This is a genomic window from Streptomyces sp. SID8374, assembly GCF_009865135.1.
Taxonomy (GTDB): Bacteria; Actinomycetota; Actinomycetes; order Streptomycetales; family Streptomycetaceae; genus Streptomyces.
The window spans coordinates 663083-679084 of record NZ_WWGH01000001.1 but is presented as its reverse complement, the minus strand read 5'-3'; the positions used below and the strand labels follow the sequence as shown (position 1 = coordinate 679084).

The 16002-nt window shown below is 73.2% G+C and carries 17 protein-coding genes; 11 read left to right on the top strand and 6 right to left on the bottom strand.

All coding sequences use genetic code 11. The features are described 5' to 3' along the window. Window positions 1-63 precede the first annotated feature (63 nt). On the top strand, window positions 64-621 hold the full coding sequence (locus tag GTY67_RS03010; RefSeq protein WP_161277684.1) for an AAA family ATPase: 558 nt from the start codon (window positions 64-66) through the stop codon (window positions 619-621). 114 nt (window positions 622-735) lie between these two features. Here the strand turns inward: GTY67_RS03010 and GTY67_RS03005 are convergent, their stop codons facing one another. Next, a complete protein-coding gene (locus GTY67_RS03005; RefSeq protein WP_161277683.1) occupies window positions 736-1608 on the bottom strand; it encodes an undecaprenyl-diphosphate phosphatase in 873 nt (290 codons plus the stop codon). A gap of 185 nt (window positions 1609-1793) precedes the next feature. Beyond that, window positions 1794-2516, bottom strand: coding sequence for a TVP38/TMEM64 family protein (locus GTY67_RS03000; protein WP_161277682.1), 723 nt, complete (start codon window positions 2514-2516; stop codon window positions 1794-1796). Window positions 2517-2565: 49 nt separating this feature from the next. On the opposite strand from GTY67_RS03000, the gene GTY67_RS02995 reads away from it, so the two are divergent. From GTY67_RS02995 to GTY67_RS02985, 4 genes are all read left to right on the top strand, one after another. Next, window positions 2566-3282, top strand: coding sequence for a DNA alkylation repair protein (locus tag GTY67_RS02995; RefSeq protein ID WP_161277681.1), 717 nt, complete (start codon window positions 2566-2568; stop codon window positions 3280-3282). 55 nt (window positions 3283-3337) lie between these two features. Continuing rightward, window positions 3338-3481, top strand: coding sequence for a hypothetical protein (locus GTY67_RS34430; RefSeq protein ID WP_202461299.1), 144 nt, complete (start codon window positions 3338-3340; stop codon window positions 3479-3481). A gap of 96 nt (window positions 3482-3577) precedes the next feature. Continuing rightward, the gene (tuf, locus tag GTY67_RS02990) at window positions 3578-4753 is read left to right on the top strand and encodes an elongation factor Tu (protein ID WP_093694713.1); all 1176 of its coding nucleotides are present in this window, start codon (window positions 3578-3580) and stop codon (window positions 4751-4753) included. A 71-nt stretch (window positions 4754-4824) separates the two neighbouring features. Further along, entirely contained in the window at window positions 4825-5670 is an 846-nt protein-coding gene (locus GTY67_RS02985) for a fused MFS/spermidine synthase (RefSeq protein ID WP_161277680.1), read from the top strand. A gap of 108 nt (window positions 5671-5778) precedes the next feature. Here the strand turns inward: GTY67_RS02985 and GTY67_RS02980 are convergent, their stop codons facing one another. Next, window positions 5779-6939 (bottom strand): hypothetical protein, encoded by a 1161-nt coding sequence (locus GTY67_RS02980; RefSeq protein ID WP_161277679.1) that lies wholly within the window; start codon window positions 6937-6939, stop codon window positions 5779-5781. A 156-nt stretch (window positions 6940-7095) separates the two neighbouring features. Between GTY67_RS02980 and GTY67_RS02975 the strand changes: the two genes are divergently transcribed. Then, the gene (locus GTY67_RS02975; RefSeq protein WP_093694707.1) at window positions 7096-7533 is read left to right on the top strand and encodes a DUF4442 domain-containing protein; all 438 of its coding nucleotides are present in this window, start codon (window positions 7096-7098) and stop codon (window positions 7531-7533) included. A gap of 99 nt (window positions 7534-7632) precedes the next feature. On the opposite strand, the gene GTY67_RS02970 is transcribed toward GTY67_RS02975, so the two are convergent. Continuing rightward, entirely contained in the window at window positions 7633-8163 is a 531-nt protein-coding gene (locus GTY67_RS02970) for a gamma carbonic anhydrase family protein (protein WP_161277678.1), read from the bottom strand. A gap of 163 nt (window positions 8164-8326) precedes the next feature. On the opposite strand from GTY67_RS02970, the gene GTY67_RS02965 reads away from it, so the two are divergent. Together GTY67_RS02965 and GTY67_RS02960 are read left to right on the top strand one after the other, a co-directional pair. Then, the gene (locus tag GTY67_RS02965; protein ID WP_161277677.1) at window positions 8327-9076 is read left to right on the top strand and encodes an acyltransferase; all 750 of its coding nucleotides are present in this window, start codon (window positions 8327-8329) and stop codon (window positions 9074-9076) included. Window positions 9077-9138: 62 nt separating this feature from the next. After that, a complete protein-coding gene (locus GTY67_RS02960; protein ID WP_161277676.1) occupies window positions 9139-9693 on the top strand; it encodes a YbaK/EbsC family protein in 555 nt (184 codons plus the stop codon). Between the two features lie 6 nt (window positions 9694-9699). Here the strand turns inward: GTY67_RS02960 and GTY67_RS02955 are convergent, their stop codons facing one another. Together GTY67_RS02955 and GTY67_RS02950 are read right to left on the bottom strand one after the other, a co-directional pair. Then, complete coding sequence (locus GTY67_RS02955; protein ID WP_161277675.1) at window positions 9700-10494, bottom strand: AAC(3) family N-acetyltransferase; 795 nt, start codon at window positions 10492-10494, stop codon at window positions 9700-9702. A 39-nt stretch (window positions 10495-10533) separates the two neighbouring features. Continuing rightward, complete coding sequence (locus GTY67_RS02950) at window positions 10534-10941, bottom strand: CoA-binding protein (protein WP_093694697.1); 408 nt, start codon at window positions 10939-10941, stop codon at window positions 10534-10536. A 74-nt stretch (window positions 10942-11015) separates the two neighbouring features. Between GTY67_RS02950 and GTY67_RS02945 the strand changes: the two genes are divergently transcribed. From GTY67_RS02945 to GTY67_RS02935, 3 genes are all read left to right on the top strand, one after another. After that, window positions 11016-11642: a YigZ family protein gene (locus GTY67_RS02945; RefSeq protein WP_093694695.1), complete on the top strand. Its 627-nt coding sequence runs from the start codon at window positions 11016-11018 to the stop codon at window positions 11640-11642. A 175-nt stretch (window positions 11643-11817) separates the two neighbouring features. Continuing rightward, window positions 11818-12987 carry an exonuclease SbcCD subunit D gene (locus GTY67_RS02940; protein WP_161277674.1) on the top strand — a complete coding sequence of 390 codons (1170 nt, stop codon included), beginning with the start codon at window positions 11818-11820 and terminating at the stop codon, window positions 12985-12987. After that, on the top strand, window positions 12984-15989 hold the full coding sequence (locus tag GTY67_RS02935) for an SMC family ATPase (protein ID WP_161277673.1): 3006 nt from the start codon (window positions 12984-12986) through the stop codon (window positions 15987-15989). The genes GTY67_RS02940 and GTY67_RS02935 overlap by 4 nt, the downstream gene beginning before the upstream one ends. The last annotated feature ends 13 nt before the right edge of the window (window positions 15990-16002 follow it).

The following is a 16002-nucleotide window of genomic DNA, read 5'->3' as shown; positions in this document are numbered from 1 at the left end:
AGGGGTGCCCTACGATCACCGGCGGGGGCGGGCCGGACCGCCCGGGAGCGGAGCGGGGACGCGATGACCTGGACCGAAGTACCGGTGGACACCGAACCGGCGGCGGGGGCCGTCCTGCTGAGCGGTATCCCGGGCAGCGGCAAATCCACGGTGGCGGCCGCGCTCGCCGACCGGTTCGCCGCCTCGGCCCATATCGAGGTGGACGCCCTCCAGGGGCTCATCGTCACAGGCGGGCGGTGGCCCTCACCGGAGCGGGACGAGGAGGCGGACCGGCAGATCTTCCTGCGGGCCCGCAACGCCTGCCTGCTGGCGGACAGTTTTGTCAGCGCCGGGTTCCTGCCGGTCATCGACGACGTGGTCGTCCGCCGGGCCCACCTCGGCTTCTACCGGCGGCAGATCGCCGTCGGACCGCTGCACTTCGTCGTCCTCGCCCCGGGCGCGGCGAAGGCGGGGGAGCGCAACCTCGCCCGGGACAAGAAGCTCACCACGGACTGGTCGTTCCTGGACGCGGCGATGCGTGACGAACTGGCCGGTGAGGGCGTCTGGATCGACAGCGCGGAGCTGACGGTCGAGGAGACGGTGGACGCGGTCCTCGCGGCGACGGGGCTCACGGGCCGCTGAACCGGCGTTGTCAGACCCCCGCCCTACGGTGGTGACATCTATCCGCGCTGCTGGCTGCTGCGCTGCTGGATCGGCCCCGCCCGGCTGCTCCCGGGCGGGGCACCTGTCCGTGTGTCAGCCGGCCGACTCACCCGCGTGCGGGCTCAGCACACCGGCCGAGACGAGGACGAAGATCAGGACGCCGAGGGCCACCCGGTAGATGACGAACGGCATGAAGCTCTTGGTCGTGATGAACTTCATGAACCATGCGATGACGGCGTATCCGACGAAGAACGCCACCAGGGTCGCGAAGATCGTCGGCCCCCAGGAGACATGGCCCTCGCCCACGTCCTTGAGCTCGTAGACGCCCGAGGCCAGCACGGCGGGGATCGCCAGCAGGAACGAGTAACGTGCCGCCGACTCGCGGGTGTAGCCCATCAGCAGACCACCGCTGATGGTCGCGCCCGAGCGCGAGACGCCGGGGATCAGCGCCATCGCCTGGCAGAAGCCGTAGATCAGACCGTCCCGGATGCCCAGGTCCTTGAGCGTCTTGCGCTCCCTGACCGCGCGGTGCTTGCCGCCCACCTCGTCGCGCGCGGCCAGCCGGTCGGCGATGCCGAGGACGATGCCCATGACGATGAGCGTGGTCGCGATCAGCCGCAGGTCGCGGAACGGGCCCTCGATCTGGTCCTTGAGCGTGATGCCCAGCACCCCGATGGGGATCGATCCCACGATGACCAGCCACCCCATCTGGGCGTCGTGGTCGCCGCGCATCTCCTTGTCCGTCAGCGAGCGGAACCAGGCCGACACGATCCGGGCGATGTCCTTGCGGAAGTAGATCAGCACGGCGGCCTCCGTGCCGATCTGGGTGATCGCGGTGAAGGCGGCCCCCGGGTCGTGCCAGCCGGCGAACGCGGCGGTCAGCCGCAGATGGGCGCTGGAGGAGATCGGCAGGAACTCGGTCAGTCCCTGAACGAGTCCCAGGACGAATGATTCGAACCAGCTCATGGGGCTTTGGCCATCCCGGAAATGATCGTGCATCGGCCAGGGACGACGGGGCCCATCGGCAGAGTGCGGCGTGCGGAGTACGGAGTGCGGTCGGGGACATCAGGAAGATCGAGGTCGCGCGCAGCGTATCGCCTGAAGGTGAACGCCAGGATGACCGCATCGGTCATCCGCGTGCTGACGCCCGCTCAGCCCTCCGGCGTGTCCCGGCCGAGCCGGTGGCGTTTGCGCCAGGCCACCAGCGCCCCGCCGAGACCGGAGACCACGATGAACCCCATCGCCGCCAGGAAGAGGGGCGAGGTCGGCGAGGCGGCCTCGCTGCCCGCTATGACGTACGCCGCCGTGTTCGGGATGGAGCCCAGCCCGGTGGCCAGGAGGAAGGGCGGGTAGCCCATGCGGGAGGTGGCCGCGCAGTAGTTGGCGGCGGCGAACGGGATCCCGGGGAAGAGGCGGAGCGCCAGCACCGAGCGGAAGCCGTGCCGGCTCAGCACCCCGTCGGCGGCGGTGAGCACCTTCCCGCGCAGCAGGGTGCGCAGCGCGTCCTGACCGAGGACCCGGCCCAGCATGAACGAGACGCCCGCACCGAGCACCGTGCCCGCCAGGGCCGCCGCCAGCCCCGTCTGCGTACCGAAGAGGGCCCCCGCCGCGAGGTTGAGGAGCGGGCGCGGCACGAACGCCACGGTCAGCGCCCCGTACGCGAGTCCGAACAGCATCGCCGCACCGCCGCCGGTCAGCTGCTCCGGCCAGCCCGACGCCAGCAGTCGCTGTGGTTCGAACAGCAGCATCGTGGAGGCGGCGCCCAGCAGCACCGCCACGAGCAGCGAGAACCGGGACCAGGGGGAGAGCAGCGCCCTCGGACGACGAAGGGCCGTGGCGCCGGCGGGCCGGGCGGTGGGGACGGGGTCGAACATTCGGGGAGACTAACCGAAAGCGGTATGTGATCGCCGTAATGTGCGTCGCGTGGACCCAGCCGCAGCCCCCGCCCCCGCCGTACCGGCGAGCCCGCTCGCCGACACCGTCCTCGCCCGGCTGACCGAGCTGTACGCCCCGGCCGCCGACCCCGTACGGGCCGAGGGCGCCGCCGCGTACATGAAGCACATCGCCCCGTTCCTCGGAATCCCCACCCCGCAGCGCCGGGCCCTGTCCAAGGCCGTACTGGCGGGCACCGGCCGGCCGGCCGAGCGGGACTGCACGGCCGTCGCGCTGCGCTGCTGGCGGCTGCCCGAGCGCGAGTACCACTACTTCGCCGTCGACTACCTCCGCCGTCACGTCTCCTCCTGCTCCTCCGGATTCCTGCCCGTCCTGCACCACCTCGTCACCACCACGCCCTGGTGGGACACGGTCGACGCCCTCGCAGCCCATGTCGCGGGCCCCCTGGTCACCGCAGACCCCGCGCTCGCCCGCGCGATGGACCGGTGGATCGACGACGAGAACCTGTGGGTCGCGCGGACCGCCCTGCTGCACCAGCTCCGCTGCAAGGAAGCCACCGACGCAGACCGCCTCTTCGGCTACTGCCTGCGCCGCGCGGACCACCCGGACTTCTTCATCCGCAAGGCGATCGGCTGGGCGCTGCGGGAGTACGCCAAGACCGACCCCACCGCCGTACGCGACTTCGTCGAGGGCGCCCGGGACCGGCTGTCACCGCTGTCGGTGCGCGAGGCGCTCAAGAACCTCTGAGAGCCGTACGGAAAACCATTCGACGCGGCCGCCGCGCCCGGCGATGATCAGGGGCATGTTCCGGTACGCCTTCCTCGCAGCACGGCCCGCAGTCGCGGCCGCGCCGAAGGCTGCCGTGGACGCCGCGGTCGCCGAGGCAGTCGCCCCGGCCGCAGCAGCGGTCTTCGCAGCAGCGCCCATCGGCGGCGCCCGAAGCTGACCCTCCCCCGACAGTCCGGCGGACCCCGCAAGGGGAGGGTCGGCCGGGCCCTGGGGTCTTCTCCTTCTCAGCTTCGAGTTCTCAAAGGAACGAGCCATGTCCAAGACGGCTTACGTGCGCACCAAGCCGCACCTCAACATCGGCACCATGGGCCACGTCGACCACGGCAAGACCACCCTCACCGCCGCCATCACCAAGGTCCTCAGCGAGCGGGGCTCCGGCTCCACCTCCTACGTGTCGTTCGACCGGATCGACCGGGCCCCCGAGGAGGCCCAGCGCGGCATCACCATCAACATCGCGCACGTCGAGTACGAGACCGACACCCGGCACTACGCGCACGTCGACATGCCCGGCCACGCCGACTACATCAAGAACATGGTGACGGGAGCGGCGCAGCTGGACGGGGCGATCCTCGTCGTCTCCGCCCTCGACGGGATCATGCCGCAGACCGCCGAGCACGTCCTGCTGGCCCGTCAGGTGGGCGTCGACCACATCGTCGTCGCCCTCAACAAGGCCGACGCGGGCGACCCCGAGCTGACCGACCTGGTGGAGCTGGAGGTCCGCGAGCTGCTCTCCGCGCACGGGTACGGCGGTGACACCGTCCCCGTGGTCCGGGTCTCCGGGCTCAAGGCGCTGGAGGGCGACCCGCGGTGGACGGCGGCGATCGAAGGGCTGCTGGACGCCGTCGACACGTACGTACCGATGCCGGTGCGCTACACCGACGCGCCGTTCCTGCTCTCCGTGGAGAACGTCCTGACCATCACCGGCCGGGGCACGGTCGTCACCGGTGCGGTGGAGCGCGGCACCGTCCGCGTCGGGGACAAGGTCCAGGTGCTGGGCGCGGAGATCGAGACGGTCGTCACCGGCCTGGAGACCTTCGGCAAGCCGATGGAGTCCGCCGAGGCCGGGGACAACGTGGCGCTGCTGCTGCGCGGGGTGGAGCGCGACCGGGTGCGACGCGGCCATGTCGTGGCCGCGCCCGGCAGCGTGGTGCCCAGCCGCCGGTTCAGCGCGCAGGTGTACGTCCTGTCGACGAAGGAGGGCGGCCGGTCGACCCCGGTCACCACCGGTTACCGGCCGCAGTTCTACATCCGTACGGCGGACGTCGTCGGTGACATCGACCTCGGCGAGGTAGCCGTCGCGCGCCCCGGCGACACGGTCACCATGACCGTGGAGCTGGGCCGTGACGTCCCGCTGGAGTCCGGCCTCGGCTTCGCGATCCGCGAGGGCGGCCGCACGGTCGGCGCGGGCACGGTCACCGGCCTGCTCTGACGGCTGCCGCTGCCCGTCACCCCTGGACCCAGGGGTGACGGGCAGCGGTGTGCGGGGGCGACAATGGAGGGGTGAACGAGCCGATACCCGTCATCCGCGAGGTGGACTGCGGCACCGCCCGGCTGCTGCCCGACGTGGACCGCGACCGGGCCTGGCTGCTCACGGTCGACGACGCGCCCCAGTCCTACGTGGACCTCGACGACCCGGCGTACCTGGAGTTCGAGTACGTACGGCGCCTCGCGCACGTCCTGGACTGCGCCGCCCCCGAGGGCGCCCCGCTGGACGTCCTCCACCTCGGCGGCGGGGCGCTCACCCTGCCCCGGTATGTCGCCGCGACCCGTCCCGGTTCGCGGCAGGACGTCGTCGAGGCGGACCGGGAGCTGCTGCGGATGGTGCGGGAACACCTGCCGCTGCCCGACGGCAGCGGCATCTCCGTGCACGCCGCCGACGCCCGGGCCCGGCTGGAGGCGGCACCGGCCGCGTCCGCCGATGTGGTCGTCGCGGACGTCTTCGGCGGCTCGCGGGTCCCGGCGCACCTCACGTCGGTGGAGTACGCGCGGGCCGCCGGGCGGGTGCTGCGGCCGGACGGGGTCTACGCCGCCAACCTGGCGGACAGCGCGCCGTTCGCGTTCCTCCGGTCCCAACTGGCCAACTTCGCGGCGGTCTTCGCGGAGCTGGCGCTGATCGGTGAGCCGGCGGTGCTGCGCGGGCGGCGGTTCGGCAACGTCGTGCTGCTCGCCTCGCACGCCCCGATCGACACGGCGCCGCTCACCCGCCGTTGCGCCGCCGACGCCTTTCCGGCCCGGGTCACCGAGGGGCAGGCGCTGGTCCGGCTCACCGGCGCGGCCCGCCCGGTGGCGGACGCGGACGCCGTCGCCTCGCCCGAGCCGCCGGACGGCGCCTTCAGCATCGGCTGAGCGGTGACGGGACGTCTTGAACAGCGGCTGAGCAGCACGGCGCCCGCCCTCCGGCCCGGGGGACAGCGTTCCCGGACCGGAGAGCGGGCGTCAGCGGCGTGAGTGGCGTCAGCCGGTCGGCTTGTCGGCGGTGAGGCGGACCGTGCTCAGGATCTGCTGGATGGTGGTGTCCGGCAGCTCACCCTCGACGCCCTTGGGGCCGTAGAGGATCCAGGTCGAGAACTCGTCGTTGCCGTTCTTGAACGAGAAGGCGATCGACTTGCCGTCGGTGTCGCACTTCTCCTTCTTGGTCAGACCGGTCGCGGTGGCGGTCACCACGCTGCCGGAGAGACCCGACTTGGTGGTGAACGGCTTGGCCGGGTCGATCTTGACCTTGTCCTTGGAGTCGGACTGGGCGTAGGCCGCCCACACCCAGGTGCCCGCCTCGGCCCGCGCGGCCTCGTCGGCGTTCTTCGCCCCGCGCGCGCCCTTGGTGCCGACGCCCGCCAGCTCGGTCTCCTCCTCGCGGCCGTCCTTGTCGGAGTCGTCGACGCACCACTTGCTCTTGTAGTAGGCGGGCGCGGAGAAACCGGCGACGGGCTTGCCCGTGGGATTCTTGGCGTCCTCGAACCCGGCGAACACACCCGAGCTGGAGACCTCCCAGTCACCGGGCACGTCGAACTGCGTGCCCCACTTCGGGTTGGTGACGACCTTCCACCCCGGGATGAGGGGCTTGGGGTCGTCCTCGGAGCCGCGCGGGTTCTCCACCGGAGCGGAGCTCGCCTCCTCCGACACGCTCGGCTTCGCGCTGGGGGAGGCGGACTTCTTGTCGTCGGCGACGGTCGATCCGCCGTCGTCGTCCTTGTTGTTCATCACGATGACGCCGGTGACGACGGCGGCCACGACGACGGCGGTCGCCGCGACGATGGCGATGACGGTCGTCTTCTTCCTGCCGTCGTCCGGCTTGGGCCCGCCGGGCGGACCCGGCACCGCGTACTGCGGGACGGTCGGCTGCTGGTACGGATTGGGCTGCCCGTAGCCGGGCTGTCCGTACCCGGGCTGCTGTCCGTAGCCCGGCTGTCCGTAGCCGGGCTGACCTGGCTGCCCCTGCTGTCCGGGCTGGCCCGGCGGGTATCCGGGCGCGCCGGACTGCCCCGGCTGCTGCCCCTGCTGCGGATATCCCGGTTGCTGATAGGGATTCGGCTGCTGGTACCCCGGCTGCTGGTACGGGTTCTGGTTCGGGTCCTGCGGGTTCTGCTCGCCCCCGGGCGGCTGCTGTCCTGGCCACATGGCCAGTAACCATAGATGGGTGTCGTGTGCACTGCTACGCCCGCCCCTGTCCCAGTGCTGTCCCGGTGCCGTAACAGGGGGATGCCCGAACCGGGCGCAGGGGATGGCCAAATCTGGCTACTCATGAGTAACCTTCGGTCCATGAGCGCTGAACAGATGTCCGTCGGCGAGATGCTCGTCGCGACGGTCCCGATGGCCCGGACCCTCAACCTCGAATTCCTGGAGACCACCCCGGAGCGGGCCGTCGTCCGGCTGCCCGACCAGGCGGACTACCACAACCACGTCGGCGGACCGCACGCCGGAGCCATGTTCACGCTCGCCGAGTCCGCCAGCGGCGCCATCGTCATCGCCGCGTTCGGCGACCAGATGTCCCGGGCGGTGCCGCTCGCAGTGAAGGCCGAGATCGGCTACAAGAAGCTCGCCATGGGCGAGGTCACCGCGACCGCCACCCTCGGCCGCCCGATCGCCGACGTGGTAGCCGAGCTGGACGCCGGGCAGCGGCCGGAATTCCCCGTCGCCATCGAGATCGCCCGCGCCGACGGCGCGGTCACCGGCGAGATGACCGTCGTGTGGACCCTGCGCCCCAACAGCTGACGCCCGCGGGCGCATGGTCCCGGGGCCGCCGCCCCCTCCGGTCGGGGAGAGGAGCGGCGGCTTCCGGCTGTGCGGGGTGCGTCCGTGCCCGGCCGGGGCTCAGCCCTCGTGCGCCGCGCGGTGGGCCTTGGCCAGCTCCACGTAACCGGCCGCGTTGAACCGGATGCCCTCCTGCTCCTCCTCCGTCAGCGGCCGCTTCACCTTGGCGGGCACGCCCGCGACCAGCGACCCCGGCGGCACCTGCATCCCCTGCGGTACGAGCGCCTGCGCCGCGACCAGGGACCCGGCGCCGATGTGCGCGCCGTTGAGCACCGTGGCGCCCATCCCCACCAGCACGTCGTCCTCGATCACACAGCCGTGCAGCACCGCGTTGTGGCCGACCGAGACGCGCGCGCCCACCGTGAGCGGGAAGCCCGGGTCGGTGTGGACGCTGCAATTGTCCTGGATGTTGCTGTCCGGACCGAGCGTGATCGGCCCGCAGTCGGCGCGCAGTACCGCCTGGTACCAGACGCTGGAACCGGCGGCCAGCGTCACCTCCCCGATCACCACGGAGGTCGGGGCCACGAACGCGTCCGCGTCGATGTCCGGCTCCTTGCCGCCCATGCCCGTGATCAACGCCTGTTCCGCCATGGCCTGCTCCTCGGTGGTCCGGTGTGCTGCTCCTGGGGGCCTGCGATCGGGATCGGGCCGCCTCACACGGTAGGCGACGGCTCCCCGCGTACGCCGGGGGGTAGGGCGAACATCACAGGTCACCGCACGGATCGCCGCCACCCGCGCCGACTACCGTGAGCCCGTGCCGAAGAACCGAAACACGTTCTCCTTCCTCGCCCGCCCCCGCCGCCGCGTCGCCTCCTGGGTGGTCCACCGCGTCTGGGAGTGGGCGCAGGACGCGGGCGCCGTCACCGCCGGGCACCCCGGCCGGCTGCGGTTCGGCGGGATCGGGGAGGGGACCCGGCTCGCCTTCCCGCAGGGCACCGTCTTCGGCGAGCCGTGGATCCGGCTCGGCGGCCACTGCATCATCGGCGAGCAGGTGACCCTCACGGCCGGGATGATGCCGGACCTGGACCTGGGGCCCGAGCCGATCCTCACGCTGGGCGACGGGGTGGTGCTGGGGCGCGGCAGCCACGTCATCGCCGACACGACGGTGACCATCGGCTCGGACACGTACTGCGGTCCGTACGTCTACATCACCTCGACGAACCACAGCTACGACGACCCGGACGAGCCCGTGGGCAAGCAGTGGCCCCGGATGGAGCCGGTGGAGATCGGCCCCGGCTGCTGGATCGGCACCGGCGCGGTGATCCTGCCCGGCGCCCGGCTCGGCCGCAATGTGGTGGTCGCGGCGGGCGCGGTCGTACGGGGCGAGGTCCCCGACCACGCGGTGGTCGCGGGGGCCCCGGCCCGGGTCGTACGGGGCTGGGACCCGGAGAAGGGGTGGCAGCCGCCCCTGCGCACGCCGGCCCCCGTACCCATCCCGGAGGGCGTCACATCCGAGCAGCTGCTCGCGCTGGCCGACCTGGACCAGGCGCCGGACGCTCCGTGAGGCACGCCGCCTGGCGTGAGACGGCCAACCGGCCGCCCTCCGTACGCTGTTAGCGTGACCGCATGCGCGCACCCATCGGCACCTTCGAGGATGCCTCTCCCGCCTCGGAACGACTCGACCTGCTCCCCGCCCCCGTCGCAGCGGCCCTCGCCGCCGGGTGGGGCGACATCACCGCCGACCGGATCGTCCACGTCGATACGGACCCGGCCGTCGCCGACACGGCGGTCTTCGTCCAGCACCACGGGGCCGACCTGCTGGACACCTCGGCCAACTGCGTCGTCGTGGCGGGCAAACGCGGCGGAGAGACCACCCTCGCCGCCTGTGTGGTGCTCTCCCGCACCCGGGTCGACGTCAACGGCGCGGTACGCAAGCACCTCGGCGCCCGTAAGGCGTCCTTCGCGGCGATGGACACGGCGGTCGGCGAGAGCGGCATGGAGTACGGCGGCATCACCCCGATCGGCCTGCCCGCTGCGTGGCCCCTGCTGCTGGACCCCGCCGTCGTGGACGAGGAGTGGGTCCTGATCGGCAGCGGCAGCCGCCGGGGCAAGCTCATCGTGCCGGGCAAGGCGCTCGCCGCCCTCCCGGGCGCGGTGGTCGTGGAGGGGCTGGGGGTCTGACGCCGCCTACCGGTGGTCCGTGAGCCACCCGGTGGCGAAGTCGACGGCCGCCCGCAGCCGGAGGAGCCTGCACGGCGCGGACCCGAGCAGAGCCGTCCGTACGTCACCGGGGCCGGCGGCCTCCTCGAAGGCGGCGCCGAGGGACCCGAAGTCGCCGTCGTCCAGGGCGACATCCTCGTACGCCCACCACTGCCGCACACCCCGCAGGGTCACCACACAGCGGTAGGTGCGCAGGGGCGGACCGGGTCTGCGGTACTCGCCCAGGTGGAAGGCGGTGCAGGTGTCGTAGCCGGTGCCGAGCAGGAGGATCCGGGCGTCGGCCTCGTACAGCCGGGCGAGCGGGGAGTCCTCGCCGAGGTGGCAGTCCGGCCGGTGCCCGGCGAGCAGCTTCCCGGCCCCGGGGCCGATCGCGGCGAAGGAGGTCTGCGGGTGGCCGCTGCGCCCGGCCCCCGCGGCCGTCCGTACGGTCTCGGCGAGGGCGCCGACCGAGGGGGCGGGGGTGGTCGCCGGGTCGAAGGGCGGCATCGACGCGCGGACGGCTTCCCGCGCCTCGGCGTCCAGGCCTCCCACCCGGGCGAGGTAGTGCGGCGAGGTGTCCGAGTTCTCCGGGGTGAAGGTGGGGACCACCACGGTCCCTTCCCGCCCCACCGCTTGCCGCAGGGCCGCCAGCACGGCGGTGGGCCCGCCGACGACGGGCCCCACCGCCCGCAGGGAGGCATGCACCAGCAGCACGTCGCCGGGGCGCACGCCCAGCGCGGACAGTGCGGCGGACAGCCGGTCGCCGTCGAGAGGGTCGCTCACGGCGGGGATGCATGCCCACCCCGAGCGCCCCCGACACCCCTACCCCAGCTGCGGGATCTCGATGGCCGGGCACCGGTCCATCACCATCTCCAGCCCCGCCGCGCGCGTCCGCTCGTACGCCTCCGTGTCCACCACGCCGAGCTGGAACCAGACCGCCTTCGCCCCCACCGACACCGCCTCGTCCGCGACCCCGCCCGCCAGCTCGCTGTTGACGAACACGTCCACCACATCCACCGGGAACGGGATCTCCGCCAGCGAGGCGTACCCCTGCTCCCCGTGCACCGTCTCGGCCTTCGGGTGCACCGGCACCACGCGCTTGCCGAAGCGCTGGAGGACCTGCGCGACCCCGTAGGCGGCACGGGAGCGGTTGTCGGAGAGGCCCACCACCGCCCACGTGTCGCCCGAGTCCTGAAGAATCCGCCGGATCGTCTCTGCCTCTGTGCTCATGCCCGGACAACGGACGGCCACCGCCCGCCATTCCCGCCGGAACCCGCAGGCGCGGCGGCGCATAGGGTGGACGGATGCAGGAGCAGTACCGGACCGTCGCCCGCGCGGGTGTGCACGAGAGCGAGATCAACCGATCGCGCTTCCTCTGCTCCCTCGCCCCCGCCGCCACCGAACAGGAGGCGCAGGACTTCGTCGCACGCGTCCGCAAGGAGCACCCCACCGCCACCCACAACTGCTTCGCGTACGTGATCGGCGCCGACGCCTCCGTACAGAAGGCCAGCGACGACGGCGAACCCGGCGGCACCGCGGGCGTCCCGATGCTCCAGATGCTGATGCGCCGCGAGGTGCGGTACGCCGCGGCGGTCGTCACCCGCTACTACGGCGGGGTCAAGCTCGGGGCGGGCGGACTGATCCGTGCGTACGGGGGAGTGGTCGGCGAGGCCCTCGACGCACTCGGCACGATCACCCGGCAGCGCTTCCGGCTGGCCACGATCCGCGTCGACCACCAGCGGGCGGGCAAGCTGGAGAACGATCTGCGGGCCACCGGGCGGGATGTGCGCGAGGTGCGGTACGCGGAGGGCGTGACCATCGAGATCGGGCTGCCCGACGCCGATGTCCCCGCCTTCACCGGCTGGCTGGCCGACGCGACCGCCGGTTCGGCCACGCTGGAGTTGGGCGGCGAGGCGTACGGGGACGTGTGAACCTCCTCGATCGCCTGACCGCCGTCCCGCTCCGGGCAAATCCTTGATCGATGCGGGATCGGGGGCCCGGCGGCGTTAGCGTGGTCCGTGCCGGTGGCGGATCACGGGGCGCTCCGGCGGTGGCCCAGGGGTGGAGGACGACGTACATGCAGCGCACAACCGGTGGGGCGATCGCGTGAGGATGCTGCACACCTCGGACTGGCACCTGGGCCGGTCCTTCCACCGCGTCCCCCTCATCGACGCCCAGGCCGCCTTCCTGGACCACCTGGTGGCCACCGCCGAGGCCCGGGACGTGGATGTGGTCCTGGTCTCCGGCGACGTCTACGACCGGGCCGTTCCACCGCTCACCGCCGTCGACCTCTTCGACCGCGCGCTGCACCGGCTCGCCGCCCTCGGCGTCCCCACCGTCATGATCTCCGGGAACCACGACTCGGCCCGCCGCCTCGGCGTCGGCGCCGGGCTCTTCGACCGGGCCGGGATCCATCTGCGTACGGACCCCGAGAGCTGCGCCACCCCCGTCGTCCTCACCGACGCCCACGGCGATGTCGCCCTCTACGGCCTCCCCTACCTGGAACCCGCCCTCGTCAAGGACACCCTCCGCGCCGCCAAGGCCGGACACGAGGCGGTCCTGACCGCCGCCATGGACCGGGTCCGCGCCGACCTCGCCACCCGCCCCGCGGGAACCCGCTCCGTCGTCCTCGCGCACGCCTTCGTGGCGGGCGGCGAACCCAGCGACAGCGAACGCGACATCACCGTCGGCGGGGTCGCCGCCGTCCCGGCCGGGGTCTTCGACGGCGTCGACTACGTGGCCCTCGGCCATCTCCACGGCTCCCAGCGCGTCACGGGCCGCGTCCGCTACTCCGGCTCCCCGCTCGCCTACTCCTTCTCCGAGGCCGACCACCGCAAGACCATGTGGCTGATCGACCTGGACGGCAGCGGCAACATCGCCGCCGAGGAACGGATCGACTGCCCCGCCGAGCGCCCCCTCGCCCGGCTCCGCGGCCGCCTGGACACCCTGCTGGAGGACCCGGCCCTCGACCGCCACGAGCACGCCTGGGTCGAAGCCACCCTCACCGACCCCGTCCGCCCCGCCGAACCCATGGCCCGCCTCAGCGCCCGCTTCCCGCACACCCTCAGCCTCGTCTTCGACCCCGAGAGGCCCCCCGAGGACCCGCTCGCCTCCTACGCCCAGCGCCTCAAGGGCCGCGACGACCACCAGATCGCCGAGGACTTCGTGGCCCATGTGCGCGGCGGCAGCGGCCCCAGCGACCCCGAACGCACCGTGCTGCGCGCCGCGTTCGACGACGTACGGGTGGACGAGACCGTGCGCGAGGTGTCCCGTTGAGACTGCACCGCCTCACCCTCACCGCCTTCGGCCCGTTCGGCGCCACCCAGGAAGTCGACTTCGACGCCCTCTCCTCGGCCGGCCTCTTCCTGCTCCACGGGCCGACGGGCGCCGGGAAGACCTCCGTCCTGGACGCCGTCTGCTACGCCCTGTACGGGGCGGTCCCCGGCGCCCGGCAGAGCCCCGGCGCCACCCTCCGCAGCGACCACGCCCCCGCCGACCTGCCCACCGAGGTCCAGCTGGAGCTGACCGTCGGCGGCCGCCGCCTCGAAGTCACCCGCAGCCCCGCCCAGCCGCGCCCCAAGAAGCGCGGTGGCGGGTTCACCCAGGAGAAGGCCCAGAGCCGACTGCGCGAACGCGACCCCAAGGGAGACTGGCAGGGACTCAGCAAGTCGCACCAGGAGATCGGCGAGGAGCTGGCCCAGCTGATCGGCATGAGCCGGGACCAGTTCTGCCAGGTCGTGCTGTTGCCCCAGGGCGACTTCGCCCGCTTCCTGCGCTCCGACGCCGAGGCGCGCGGCAAACTCCTCGGCAAGCTCTTCGACACCCGCCGCTTCGCCGCCGTCGAGGAGCGCCTCGCCGAACTGCGCCGGGGCGCCGAGGCCCGGGTGAAATCCGGCGACGAGCAGATCCTCGCCCTGGCCCAGCGCATCGCCCAGGCAGGCGGCCCGGCGGCGGCCGAGGCCGCACCCCCCGCCGACCGGCCGGGTGAACCGGGCCTCGCCGAAGCCGTCCTGGAGTGGGCCGCGATCGCCCGCAGCGCCGCCCGGGAACACCTCGGCATCGCACACGCGGTGGTGGCGGAGGCCGAGAACCGCCAACTGGCCGCCCGCCGTGCCCTGGACGCCGAACGCGAACTGGCCCGCCTCCAGGAGCGGTACGCGGAGACCCTGCGGCGCGCCGAGGTGCTGGAGCAGCGGCGCCCCGAACACGACCGCTGCCAGGAGCAGTTGGAGCGCGCCCGCAAGGCGGTCCGGGTCGCCCCGGCGCTGGAGCTGCGCGAGGAGGCCGAGCGGGCGTACCGGGCGGCGAGCGGCGGTCTCGACCGGGCCCGGGCGCTGCTGCCCCCGGATCTCTCCGACGCGGGCGCCGACCAACTCGCCCAGCTGGAACGGCGGTTCCGGCAGGAGCTGGGCACGCTCGAAGCCGCCCGCAAGGCCGAGGTGCGCAGCGCGCGGATCGACGAGGAGCGCATCCGGCTGAACCGGGATGCCCGCGCCGACGACGAGATCGTCCGGGAGGCGGATGCCTGGCTGGCCGGCTGGGACGCCACCCGCGCGGAACTCGCCCAGCGCATCGAGGCGGCGCAGGAGGCCGCCACCCGCGCCGAACAGCTCGCCGGACAACTGGCCCCGGCCCGCCGCCGACTGGAGGCGGCAAGCCGACGCGATGCGCTCGCCGACGACGTACAGGACGCCCGGGAGGAACTCGCCGCCGCACGTGAACAGGCCCTGGCCGCCCACGAGTCCTGGCTCGGCCTGCGCGAACGCCGACTGCGTGACATCGCGGCGGAGCTGGCCGCCGGTCTGGTCGCGGGCGAGCCCTGCACGGTCTGCGGCTCGGCGGAACACCCGGCCCCCGCGAGCCCCGGCGACGGCCATGTGGACCGGGCCACGGAGGAGAAGGCCCTCGCCGTCCACCGGTCCGCCGAGGAGGCCCGCACCGGCGCCGAGCACGCACTCGCGCTCGTACGCGAACGGCAGGAGGCAGCGCAGAGGGAGGCTCAGGGGGACGACTCCGCAGCCCCCACCGTGGCCGAACTCCGCTCCCTCGTCCACCGGTTGAGCGACGAACACGCCGAGGCCCACCGCCTCGCCGCCGGGACGCACGCCGCGCGGGAAGCCCTCGCCGCCGCCGAGCGCGAGCATGCCAAAAGGGTGGAGCAGCGGCAGGAGGCCCGGAACAGGGCCGCCGCCCGTACCTCCGAGCGCGAGGCACTCGACCGCGAACAGGCCGGTCTGGAGGAGCAACTCGCGGCAGCCCGGGGCGAGTCGGCGTCCGTCGCCGCGCACGCGGACCGGCTCACCCGCCGCGTCGCGCTCCTCGCCGACGCCGCCGAGGCCGTACGCACCGAACAGGATGCGGCCCAGCGCCGGAAGGAGGCCGACGACCGGCTCTCCGACGCGGCGTTCAGGGCCGGGTTCGACACCCCGCAGGCCGCCGCCGCCACACTTCTCGACGCCGCCGCGCAGCGCGACCTCCAGCACCGCATCGACGCCTGGCAGGCCGAGGCGGCAGCCGTCGCCGACCGCCGTACCGAACAGGACGCGCGCGAAGCCGCCACCCGCCCGCCGGCGGACCTCGCGGCTGCCGAGAGCGCCCACGTGACGGCGGAGTGGCTGCTGCGCGAGGCGACTTCGGCACGTGCGGCCGCCCGCGACCGGTGCGCCGAACTCGACCGGCTCTCGGCGACGGCGGCCGAAGAGGTGCGGCGGCTGGGGCCGGTGCGCCAGGAGTACGAGCGGGTCGCCCGGCTCGCGGGTCTCACGGCCGGGACCTCCGCCGACAACGAGCGCAAGATGCGGCTGGAGGCGTACGTCCTCGCCGCCCGCCTCGAACAGGTGGCGGCCGCCGCCACCGCCCGGTTGCGGCGGATGTCCTCCGGCCGCTACACCCTCGTCCACTCCGACGCCCGCAGCGGCGGCCGCCGGGCCGGGCTCGGCCTTCATGTCGTGGACGCCTGGACCGGCAGCGAACGGGACACCGCCACGCTCTCCGGCGGGGAGACCTTCTTCGCCTCCCTGGCCCTGGCGCTCGGCCTCGCCGATGTCGTCACCGAGGAGGCCGGGGGCGTACGCCTGGACACCCTCTTCATCGACGAGGGGTTCGGCAGCCTGGACGACCAGACCCTGGACGAGGTACTCGACGTGCTGGACTCGCTGCGGGAGCGGGACCGCAGCGTCGGGATCGTCAGCCATGTGGCCGATCTCCGCCGCCGTATCCCCGCCCGGCTCGAAGTGGTCAAGGACCGGCACGGATCGACGGTGCACCACCGGCTGTAGGGCCCGTACGCCC